We start from the raw sequence: 9,658 nt of genomic DNA, 5'->3' as shown, positions 1-9,658 counted from the left end.
ATGCAAAGACACTGTGACTGACACTCCGCATTCGCGAGCAAGCCCGCTCCCACAGTTAGAGGTTCATTGGGCTGGAGGGTGTATTTCAAGGCAATAAAAAGGCGACCCGAAGGTCGCCTTTTGTCATTGCGCGTACTGCTTGCTCAACCCCGGCGGCACGCCCTGCACGTTGGTGTCTTCCCACGGCCCGTTCGGGCTGATCGAGCGGCTCCAGCCGTTGCTCCAGCGGTAATAGGTGCGCTGGCGGTAGAAGGTGTCGGGCTGGTCTTCCAGCACATACACCTGCATCTTGCCGTCCCAATGGCTGGCGGCACCCGGTGGCGGCGCGAAGGTCGGTGACGAGGTCGGCACTGGCTTCGGCGCCGGGGTCACGGGGCCGGAGGGTTTGGTGCTCGGCTGGGTCGACGGGCCCGACGGTGGGATGGTCGGGCCGGTTGGCCCCGGAGGTGGCCGGTGGACCGCACAAGCGCTGAGCCCCAATACCAGGCTGAGCAGGGTGATACGTGCAAGAGCGGTCATAGGCGTTTCCTCGAATTACGTGTCCGGACTGTCGATGGTCAGCTGCTGCGTGGCAGTGGTGCTGCTGGCCAGCGGTTGGCTGCGGCCGATCCACTCGCCAGCGGTTGGAAGACCTGCCCGGGATATGCGCGCAACCAGTTGGACTTCGGGGAAGTTCGACAGTTTCAACTGCGGCATCATCGCATCGGCATCGCCGAGCTCAACGGTGATCGGCAAATCGGCGACGGTCACACGCTTGGCCGCCAGAGGCGCCGGCGGGCCGTTCACCGCACGGGCGAAGATGAATACCGTGTCGGTCGGCAGGGCTTTGGCCTTCACCTCGGTGGACAAGTCCACGCGCACTTTCAGAACAGTCTCAGGCGTTTGGGCGACGCTGCCACCGCTCTCTTTGAGCTTTTCTGCCGCGCGGTCGATCCCGCCTTGCAGCGCGGCACGGGAGTTGTCTTGCGGGGGCAGCTGGGCCAGCAAGCGGTTCCAGTAATCAATCGCTTCCTGATAGCGCTGGCCTTCAAACGCCGCGATACCCAGCAGGCCAAGGCTGGTGACTTCTTTAGGGTCGAGCTTGAGGGCTTCATCGGTCAGCGCCTGCACTTTGGCCGACCACTGTTTGTTGTCGGCAAAGTACTGCGCCTGGGCCCACTGGCCGAGCAGTTCGGGTTGGCGACCGGCCAGCGCTACAGTGCGTTCGAAGACCTTGGCGGCATCCGCCGAGCGGTCCTGGGCCATGTAGGCGCGACCGAGGAAGTACAGGCCCTCAGGCGAATCCGGCTGGGCGGCGGCGGCGCGTTCCAGGCGGTGGGTCATGTCTTCCATGGACACCGGTGGCTGGGAGAATTCGCGGGTCAGTTCAACCTTGTCGCTCGCGCCGTAATGCAGGTACAGCGCAACGCCGAGGACCGGCACCAGGAATGCCGCCAACACTGGCAACGGCTTGCTCAGGCGCGATTCGCGGGGCTTTTCCACACCTTCGGTGTCGGCCAGTAACTCGCGGGCCGCTTCGGCGCGGCCGGTGTCGAGTTGCGCGGCGTTGAGCACGCCTTCGTCCTGCTGCACTTGCAGCTCGGCCACGCGCTCCTGGTAAAGCGCGACGTTCAGTGCGGTGCGGTCCTCTTCACGCTGGGCACGGCGGCCGCGTAGCACAGGGATCAACAGGAAACTCAGGGCAATCAGAAGCAGCAAGCCGGCTGCGAGCCAGAAATCAATCATCAGTCTTGGTGTCCAGCAATTGGTCGAGGCGTTTACGCTCCTCGGGGGATAGCGCGTCGGAGCCATCGGTCGGCGCGGCGCGGCGGCGGCGGACGATCACGGCCATGACCACCACGCCCGTCAGCAACAGCCCGGCAGGGCCGAACCAGAGCAGCGCGGTCTTGCCGGTGAGGGCCGGTTTGTAACGCACGAAGTCACCGTAGCGGTCGACCATGAAGTCGATGATCTGCTGGTTGTCCTTGCCCTCCCCCAGCATGCGGAAAATCTCTTTGCGCAGGTCGGCGGCGATCGGCGCATTGGAGTCGGCGATGTCCTGGTTCTGGCACTTGGGGCAACGCAGTTCCTTGGTCAGTTCGCGGAAACGCTCGCGGTCTGCGTCCTTGGCAAACTCGTAGGTGTCGATGGCGGCGTGGGCCACGCCGACCAGACCCAGCGCCAGGATTGCTGCGGCTAACAGACGCTTCATGGTGTGGCCTCGTCGACCAGCGCCTGGTACTTGGCGGCCAACTGCTCGCGCCAGACCACCTCGTCGATCACGCCGACGTATTTGTCGCGGATCACGCCCTTGGCATCGATAAAGAAGGTTTCCGGGGCGCCGTACACGCCGAGGTTCAGGCCGAGGTTGCCGTCTTCATCGCGGATATCCAGCTGATACGGGTTGTGGAATTCCGCCAGCCACTTCAAGGCCGCCGCATTGTCGTCCTTGTAGTTGATGCCGTAGATCACCACGCCCTTCTCGGCCAGTTTGTTCAGCACCGGGTGTTCGACACGGCAGGAGATGCACCAGGTGCCCCACACATTGACCAGCGCCGGTTTGCCGAGCAGGTCGGCCTGGGTCAGGGTCTTGTCGCCCTGCACCGTCGGCAGGCTGAAGGCCGGGAAAGGTTTGCCGATCATCGCCGAGGGCAACTCGGCCGGGTCCAGGTACAAGCCGCGATACAAAAACACCGCCATCACCAGAAAGGCCGCCAGCGGTAACACCATCAACCAACGCTTCATGCCGCCGCTCCTTGCAGGCCGAGCGCTTCACGCACCCGGCTCTTGACCTTGACCCGATAACGCCGGTCCAGCGCGGCGAGCAAACCACCGAAGCCGGTGAGCAACCCGCCGAACCAGATCCAACGCACGAACGGTTTCACATGCACACGCACTGCCCAGGCGCCCTCGCCCAGCGGTTCACCCAGCGCCACATACAGGTCGCGGGTGAAACCGGCGTCGATCCCGGCTTCGGTCATCATCGAACTCTGCACGGTGTACAGGCGTTTTTCCGGGTGCAGCACGGCGATTTCCTTGCCGTTGCGCACTACACGCACGGTGCCTTTGTCGGAGGTGAAATTCGGCCCTTCGAAGTGCTTGGCGCCTTCGAAAATAAAGTGGTAACCGGCCAGGTCCATCGACTCGCCCGGCGCCAGGCGCAGGTCGCGCTCGGCGCTGTTCTGGCTGGACAGCACCACGCCGAGGGCGCACACGGCAATGCCGATGTGGGCGATCTGCATGCCCCAGTAGCTGCGGGTCAGCGTCGGCAGGCCTTTGATCAAGCCTTTATGGCGGGTCTTGTCGACGATATCGCGCACACCGGCCAGCAACACCCAGGCGGCGAGCAGGAAGGTCGCGAGCACCGCCCAGTTGAAGTCGCCGTAAGCGATCCCGGCGATCACCGCCAAGGCCACACTGCCAAGCAGCACCGGCATCAGCATGCCGGCCAGCCATTTGACCGGGGTGTCTTTCCAGCGCACCAGCACGCCGATGGCCATCACCCCCATCAACAGGCCCATCAACGGAATAAACAACGCGTTGAAGTACGGCGGGCCGACGGACAGCTTGGCGCCGCTCAACGCATCCAGCACCAGCGGGTACAGGGTGCCGAGCAGAATCATCGACGCGGCCACCACCAACACCAGGTTATTGCCCAGCAGCAAGGTTTCCCGTGACCACAGGTTGAAGCCGACCTGGCTCTTGACCACGGGTGCGCGCAACGCGAATAACGTCAGCGAGCCGCCGACCACAAACAGCAGGAAGATCAGGATGAACACGCCGCGCTCCGGGTCGGAGGCAAACGCATGCACCGACGTCAGTACGCCCGAACGCACAAGGAACGTGCCGAGCAGGCTGAGGGAAAATGCCGCGATGGCCAGCAGCACGGTCCAGCTCTTGAACACGCCACGTTTTTCAGTGACGGCCAGCGAGTGAATCAACGCGGTGCCGACCAGCCAGGGCATAAACGAGGCGTTTTCCACCGGGTCCCAGAACCACCAGCCGCCCCAGCCGAGTTCGTAGTAGGCCCACCACGAGCCCAACGTGATGCCAATACCGAGAAAGGCCCAGGCCACGATGGTCCACGGCCGCGACCAGCGCGCCCAGGCCGCATCCAGGCGCCCGCCGAGCAGAGCGGCGATAGCGAAGGCGAAGGCCACCGAGAACCCCACGTACCCCATGTAGAGCATCGGCGGGTGCACGATCAGGCCGATGTCCTGCAGCAGTGGGTTGAGGTCGCGCCCGTCCGCCGGGATCTGCGGCAGGATGCGGCTGAACGGGTTGGAGGTCATGATCAGGAACAGCAGGAAGCCGATGCTGATCATGCCCATCACCGCCAGCACCCGCGCCAGCATCACTTGCGGCAACTGGCGCGAGAACACCGACACGGCGAAGGTCCAGCCGCCGAGGATCAACGCCCACAGCAGCAGCGAGCCTTCGTGGGCGCCCCACACGGCGCTGAATTTGTAGTACCACGGCAAGGCGCTGTTGGAGTTATTGGCCACGTAGGCGACGGAAAAATCGTCGGTCATAAAGGCATACGTCAGGCAGCCAAACGCAAACAGCAGGAACGCAAACTGACCCCAGGCGGCCGGCTGCGCCAGGCTCATCCACAGGCGGTCGCCGCGCCACGCGCCGAGCAACGGCACCACGGCCTGCACGATGGCAAAGCACAGGGCGAGGATCATCGCCAACTGGCCCAGCTCCGGAATAAACAGTGCGGACGTCATGGCTTAGCCCTCCTTGGCAGGCTGTGCGTTTGAGCCAGGCGCGGATTGGCCGCTGTCTTTCAAGGCCTTGGTGACCTCGGGCGGCATGTATTTTTCGTCGTGCTTGGCCAGCACTTCATCGGCGACGACTACGCCGTCGGCATTGAGTTTGCCCAGGGCGACGATGCCCTGGCCTTCGCGGAACAGATCCGGGAGGATGCCGCGGTAGGTGATGGTCACGGCCTTGTTGAAATCGGTGACCACGAAGGTCACGTCCAGCGAATCGCCGGAACGCTTCAAAGACCCCTTCTCCACCATGCCACCCGCGCGAATCCGCGTATCGACCGGTGCCTCGCCGTTGGCGATCTGGGTCGGGGTGTAGAACAGGTTGATGTTCTCCCGCAGGGCGCTCATCGCCAGGCCCACGGCAATGCTCACGCCGGCCAGGATGGCCAGGATGATCAACAGACGCTTTCTACGCAGCGGATTCACTTTTCGGTCTCCCGGCGCAAACGACGCGCCTCTTGTTGCAGGTAACGCTTGCGGGCCAGGATCGGCGCGGCGACGTTGAGGGCCAGCACCGCCAGGCAGATGCCATAGGCCGTCCAGACATACAGGCCGTGATGGCCCATGGCGAGAAACTCGCTGAAAGAAGCAAAACTCATGCGCGGGCTCCCAGGCTGTTTTGCACTTCGGCCTTGACCCAACTGGTACGGGCTTCGCGCTTGAGCACTTCGAGGCGCATGCGCATCAGCAGCACGGCGCCGAAGAAGCAGTAGAAGCCCAACACCATCAGCAACAGCGGCGCCCACATTTCCACCGGCATGGCAGGTTTTTCCGTCAGGGTGAAAGTGGCGCCCTGGTGCAGGGTGTTCCACCACTCCACCGAGTATTTGATGATCGGAATGTTGATCACGCCGACAATCGCCAGCACCGCGCAGGCCTTGGCGGCGCTGTCGCGATTGCTGATCGCGTTGCCCAGGGCAATCAGGCCGAAGTACAGGAACAGCAGGATCAGCATCGACGTCAGCCGCGCATCCCACACCCACCACGAGCCCCACGTGGGTTTGCCCCAGATCGCCCCGGTGAGCAGCGCCACGGCGGTCATCCACGCGCCGATGGGCGCCGCACATTGCAGGGCGACGTCGGCGAGTTTCATCTTCCAGACCAGGCCGACCACGCCGCACACCGCCAGCATCACGTAGCAGGACTGGGCCAGCATCGCGGCGGGGACGTGGATATAGATGATGCGAAAGCTGTTGCCTTGCTGGTAGTCGGGCGGCGCGAAGGCCAGGCCCCAGACCAGGCCGATGCCGATCAGCAACACGGCGGCGACGCTCAACCACGGCAGCAGCTTGCCGCTGATGCCGTAGAACCATTTGGGCGAGCCGAGCTTGTGAAACCAGGTCCAGTTCATTGCTGTTTCCATCACGGTTGTTTCTCGTCGTTGCGAGAAACGCAGGGTCTTTACTGACTCAGCCATAACGCTGGGTCAGACCTCATTATTCGCCGACGCTGATCTTCAGGCCAGCCGCTATAGCAAAGGGTGTCAGGGTTACCGCCAGGGCGGTCAGGCTGCCAAGCCACAGCAGGTAACCGGTCGCCGGCATGCCCATGAGCGCGGCCTGCAAGGCGCCGCTGCCCAGGATCAACACCGGGATATACAAAGGCAGAATCAGCAGGGCCAGTAACAGGCCACCGCGCTTCAAACCGACGGTCAACGCTGCGCCCACCGCCCCCAACAGGCTGAGCACCGGCGTACCGAGCAACAAGGACAGCAGCAATACGGGCAGGCATTCCACCGGCAAGCCCAGCATCATCGCCAGCAGCGGCGAGAGCAAGACTAGCGCCAAGCCGGAAAAAGCCCAGTGTGCCAGTACCTTTGCCAATACCAGAAGCGGCAAAGGGTGCGACGAAAGGACCCACTGTTCCAGGGAACCGTCTTCGAAATCGCTGCGAAACAGCCCGTCCAGCGAGAGCAGGACCGACAACAGCGCTGCCACCCACACCAACCCCGGGGACAAGGTTTGCAACAGTTTAGTCTCGGGGCCGACCGCCAACGGGAACAGCGCGACGACGATGGCGAAAAATACCAGCGGGTTGGCCAACTCGGCCGGGCGACGGCACAACAGCCGCGCTTCGCGGGCCACCAGCAGGGCAAACACACTCATGCCGACCACCGCGCCAGGTCCAGCTCACGGTAACCGGCGGGCATGCGCGTGAGGGTATGGTGAGTGGTCAGTACGATCAAACCGCCCTGCTCGCAGTGCCGGGCCAGGTGCTCTTCCAACTGGGCGACGCCTTGCTTGTCGAGGGCGGTGAAGGGTTCGTCAAGAATCCACAACGGCGGGCCGGGCAAGTACAAACGCGCCAGGGCCACGCGGCGCTGTTGGCCGGCGGACAGGGTGTGGCAGGGAACGTCTTCGAAACCCTTGAGGCCGACTGCGCCGAGCGCCTGCCAGATCGCCTCGCGGGATGCCGGGTGATGCAGGGCGCTGAGCCAGCTGAGGTTTTCTTCGGGTGTGAGCACGTCCTTGATGCCGGCGGCGTGGCCGATCCAGATCAAGTTGCGCGCCAGTTCGCTGCGTTGTTCGTTGAGGGGCTTGCCGTTGAGTCGCACTTCACCGGCCGTCGGCTGCATCAACCCGGCCAGCAGGCGCAGCAAACTGGTCTTGCCGCTGCCGTTGGGGCCGCTGATTTGCACCATGTCGCCGCCCGCCAGGCGCAGTTCGAGGTGTTCGAACAGCAGGCGCAGGTCACGCTCACAGGCAAGCGCTACGGCTTCAAGAATAGGGCTGGTCAAGAGATCGCGGGCCTTTACGGTTCAAGTCGGTGGTGCAGCGGCCGTTAAAGAGAAATGCACAATAACGGCTTTGGCGACCGATTTTAGAGAGCTGGATCAAATAGTTGTGAGGTTTTTACCGCTCTCTTTGCAGACGGGCGGCATTATACATGCGATGCCCTACTCTAAAGAGGGCAATTTCCCCAGAGACGACGCGCGCGATGACCGGTGAGATCAACCTTCCTACGCTTGCACCCGCCCCGGCAGCCGGGCCTGCCCCGCTGCCGGCGAGCGGTGCGTTGCTGAAACTGCTCGAGCCGCAGATCGGGCTGATTGACCCCGGCAAAACCGCGAATGCAGAAGTCATCGCGCTTAAACAAGGCGGTGAAGCCTTTCAGTTGCTGCTCAAGCTCACGCTCGACGGCGGCCGCCAGACCCTGGTGCAGGCCAGTAGCGCCCAGCCCCTGCCACTGGGCAGCAACGTGGCGGTCAGCCAGACGCCTGCGGGCAACCTGACCCTCAGCCTGCAACAGGCCTTGAGCGCGAATGTTGCAGCCTTGACGCGCATCGATACCAATCAAATACCGGTGGGCACGCTGTTGCAGGCCAAGGTGCTGACCACGCAGGTGCTGCCGCAGGGCACGGCGCAACCGGCGATTTACCGTTCACTGGTGACCGTGCTCAACAATGCCCTGGCTGGCGCCACACTGACCGTGGAAAGCCCGCAACCCCTGCGCGTGGGCAGTTTGCTCAGCGCCGTAGTGCAAAACCCACAGACCCTGAATTTCGTGCCGTTAAGCGGGCTCAAGGATCAATTAGCGGTCACGCAACAACTGGCCACCCAACAAAGTCGCCAGGGCTCGCTTGACGCGGTCTTCAGCGCGATCCAGAACCTGCCGCGTGGCGACAGCACGTCCGCCGACCTGCGCGCGGCGGCCGACCGTCTGCTTGCCGCCCTGCCCGACCTGGCACAGGTCAGCAACCCCAAGGTGCTGGCGCAAGTGGTGCAAAACAGCGGGGCGTTTCTGGAAGCCAAATTGCTCGCCGGGCAAAACCCGCAGGTCCCGCCGCTGGATATGAAGGGCGCCTTGCTGCGGCTGGTCGCGGACCTGGTGCCCGCCCTGCCCGCCAACACCAACCTGAGTGCCATCATCGCCGCCAACACCCTGGCCCAGGCGATGCCGAATTTTGTGCGCAGCCCGCTCAATACCCTCGGCCAGGTCAGCGCCAAGCAGACACCCGCCGGCTTTCCGCTGCCTGAACGGCTGATGGCGAAGCTGGAAGGCGAAGGCGACCTGGAAAACCTGCTGCGCCTGGCCGCCGGGGCGATCTCGCGGTTGCAGAGCCACCAGCTGTCGAGCCTGGAACAGACCGGCACCACCGCCGACGGCCGCCTGCAAACCACCTGGCAGCTGGAAATCCCCATGCGCACCCTGCAGGACATCGTGCCGCTGCAGGTCAAGTTCCAGCGCGAAGAACCGGCGCCGGACAAGGATCAGCCCGAACGCAAGGACCGCAAGGACCCGAAGCAGATGCTCTGGCGCGTCGAACTGGCCTTTGACATGGAGCCGCTGGGGCCGTTGCAGGTCCAGGCGCAGCTGTCCCAGGGCAAGCTGTCCAGCCAGTTGTGGGCGACACGGCCATTCACCGCCAGCCTGATCGAAAGCCATCTGGACAGCCTGCGCGAACGGCTGGTGACGTCAGGCCTCAACGTCGGCGACCTCGATTGCCACCTTGGCACGCCGCCGCGCGGGCCGAAAACCGGACTGGAGCAACGCTGGGTGGACGAAACCGCATGAAAAATTCCACCCCACCGCGCCAGGCGATTGCCCTCAAGTACGACGGCCAACAGGCGCCCACCCTGACCGCCAAGGGCGACGACGCCCTGGCCGAAGCGATCCTGAAATTGGCGCGGGAAAACGAAGTGCCGATCTATGAAAATGCCGAGCTGGTGAAGCTGCTGGCGAGGATGGAGCTGGGGGACAGCATCCCGGAAGAGCTGTACCGCACCATCGCCGAGATCATTGCGTTTGCCTGGACGCTGAAGGGCAAGTTCCCGGTGGGGTATGACCCGGATGCCAGGCCAGTGGAGCGGGATGTGACTGAGCGTGGGGATGATTACTGATTTTTATCGGATACACGCCAATCAAATGAGGCAGCGGGCTTGCTCGCGAATGCGGCGTGTCAG

12 protein-coding genes are annotated in these 9,658 nt (G+C 63.6%); 2 read left to right on the top strand and 10 right to left on the bottom strand.

What is annotated here, in order from left to right:
* Window positions 1-123 precede the first annotated feature (123 nt).
* From WBR57_RS29735 to ccmA, 10 genes are all read right to left on the bottom strand, one after another.
* Window positions 124-519 carry a hypothetical protein gene (locus WBR57_RS29735; RefSeq protein WP_424089094.1) on the bottom strand — a complete coding sequence of 132 codons (396 nt, stop codon included), beginning with the start codon at window positions 517-519 and terminating at the stop codon, window positions 124-126.
* A 15-nt stretch (window positions 520-534) separates the two neighbouring features.
* The gene (gene ccmI, locus WBR57_RS29730) at window positions 535-1,725 is read right to left on the bottom strand and encodes a c-type cytochrome biogenesis protein CcmI (RefSeq protein ID WP_424089092.1); all 1,191 of its coding nucleotides are present in this window, start codon (window positions 1,723-1,725) and stop codon (window positions 535-537) included.
* Window positions 1,718-2,191 (bottom strand): cytochrome c-type biogenesis protein, encoded by a 474-nt coding sequence (locus WBR57_RS29725; protein WP_424089090.1) that lies wholly within the window; start codon window positions 2,189-2,191, stop codon window positions 1,718-1,720. Before WBR57_RS29725 ends, ccmI begins: the two co-directional genes overlap by 8 nt.
* Entirely contained in the window at window positions 2,188-2,724 is a 537-nt protein-coding gene (locus tag WBR57_RS29720; protein WP_424089088.1) for a DsbE family thiol:disulfide interchange protein, read from the bottom strand. Before WBR57_RS29720 ends, WBR57_RS29725 begins: the two co-directional genes overlap by 4 nt.
* Complete coding sequence (locus tag WBR57_RS29715; RefSeq protein ID WP_424089086.1) at window positions 2,721-4,709, bottom strand: heme lyase CcmF/NrfE family subunit; 1,989 nt, start codon at window positions 4,707-4,709, stop codon at window positions 2,721-2,723. The genes WBR57_RS29720 and WBR57_RS29715 overlap by 4 nt, the downstream gene beginning before the upstream one ends.
* A gap of 3 nt (window positions 4,710-4,712) precedes the next feature.
* Window positions 4,713-5,180, bottom strand: a complete 468-nt coding sequence (ccmE, locus tag WBR57_RS29710) for a cytochrome c maturation protein CcmE (protein ID WP_424089084.1) — start codon at window positions 5,178-5,180, stop codon at window positions 4,713-4,715.
* Window positions 5,177-5,353, bottom strand: a complete 177-nt coding sequence (gene ccmD / locus WBR57_RS29705; RefSeq protein WP_061435869.1) for a heme exporter protein CcmD — start codon at window positions 5,351-5,353, stop codon at window positions 5,177-5,179. Before ccmD ends, ccmE begins: the two co-directional genes overlap by 4 nt.
* Entirely contained in the window at window positions 5,350-6,105 is a 756-nt protein-coding gene (locus tag WBR57_RS29700; RefSeq protein ID WP_424089082.1) for a heme ABC transporter permease, read from the bottom strand. The genes ccmD and WBR57_RS29700 overlap by 4 nt, the downstream gene beginning before the upstream one ends.
* 85 nt (window positions 6,106-6,190) lie before the next feature.
* On the bottom strand, window positions 6,191-6,859 hold the full coding sequence (gene ccmB, locus WBR57_RS29695) for a heme exporter protein CcmB (protein ID WP_424089081.1): 669 nt from the start codon (window positions 6,857-6,859) through the stop codon (window positions 6,191-6,193).
* Window positions 6,856-7,491, bottom strand: a complete 636-nt coding sequence (gene ccmA, locus WBR57_RS29690) for a cytochrome c biogenesis heme-transporting ATPase CcmA (RefSeq protein WP_424089079.1) — start codon at window positions 7,489-7,491, stop codon at window positions 6,856-6,858. The genes ccmB and ccmA overlap by 4 nt, the downstream gene beginning before the upstream one ends.
* A gap of 200 nt (window positions 7,492-7,691) precedes the next feature.
* Between ccmA and WBR57_RS29685 the strand changes: the two genes are divergently transcribed.
* Window positions 7,692-9,269 (top strand): flagellar hook-length control protein FliK, encoded by a 1,578-nt coding sequence (locus tag WBR57_RS29685; RefSeq protein ID WP_424089077.1) that lies wholly within the window; start codon window positions 7,692-7,694, stop codon window positions 9,267-9,269.
* Window positions 9,266-9,595 (top strand): EscU/YscU/HrcU family type III secretion system export apparatus switch protein, encoded by a 330-nt coding sequence (locus WBR57_RS29680; protein WP_424089075.1) that lies wholly within the window; start codon window positions 9,266-9,268, stop codon window positions 9,593-9,595. The genes WBR57_RS29685 and WBR57_RS29680 overlap by 4 nt, the downstream gene beginning before the upstream one ends.
* The last annotated feature ends 63 nt before the right edge of the window (window positions 9,596-9,658 follow it).

Source organism: Pseudomonas sp. (genome assembly GCF_049590575.1).
GTDB lineage: Bacteria > Pseudomonadota > Gammaproteobacteria > Pseudomonadales > Pseudomonadaceae > Aquipseudomonas.
The sequence above is the reverse complement of the archived record's forward strand: the minus strand, read 5'-3'. Positions and strand labels throughout refer to the sequence as shown.

Bases quoted from the DNA above. Each gene is read 5' to 3' on its own strand.
- ccmD (WP_061435869.1), bottom strand. From the start codon at position 5,353: ATGAGTTTTGCTTCTTTCAGCGAGTTTCTCGCCATGGGCCATCACGGC.
- ccmI (WP_424089092.1), bottom strand. From the start codon at position 1,725: ATGATTGATTTCTGGCTCGCAGCCGGCTTGCTGCTTCTGATTGCCCTG.
- WBR57_RS29720 (WP_424089088.1), bottom strand. From the start codon at position 2,724: ATGAAGCGTTGGTTGATGGTGTTACCGCTGGCGGCCTTTCTGGTGATG.
- WBR57_RS29735 (WP_424089094.1), bottom strand. From the start codon at position 519: ATGACCGCTCTTGCACGTATCACCCTGCTCAGCCTGGTATTGGGGCTC.
- WBR57_RS29725 (WP_424089090.1), bottom strand. From the start codon at position 2,191: ATGAAGCGTCTGTTAGCCGCAGCAATCCTGGCGCTGGGTCTGGTCGGC.
- WBR57_RS29700 (WP_424089082.1), bottom strand. From the start codon at position 6,105: ATGAACTGGACCTGGTTTCACAAGCTCGGCTCGCCCAAATGGTTCTAC.
- WBR57_RS29715 (WP_424089086.1), bottom strand. From the start codon at position 4,709: ATGACGTCCGCACTGTTTATTCCGGAGCTGGGCCAGTTGGCGATGATC.
- ccmB (WP_424089081.1), bottom strand. From the start codon at position 6,859: ATGAGTGTGTTTGCCCTGCTGGTGGCCCGCGAAGCGCGGCTGTTGTGC.
- WBR57_RS29685 (WP_424089077.1), top strand. From the start codon at position 7,692: ATGACCGGTGAGATCAACCTTCCTACGCTTGCACCCGCCCCGGCAGCC.
- WBR57_RS29680 (WP_424089075.1), top strand. From the start codon at position 9,266: ATGAAAAATTCCACCCCACCGCGCCAGGCGATTGCCCTCAAGTACGAC.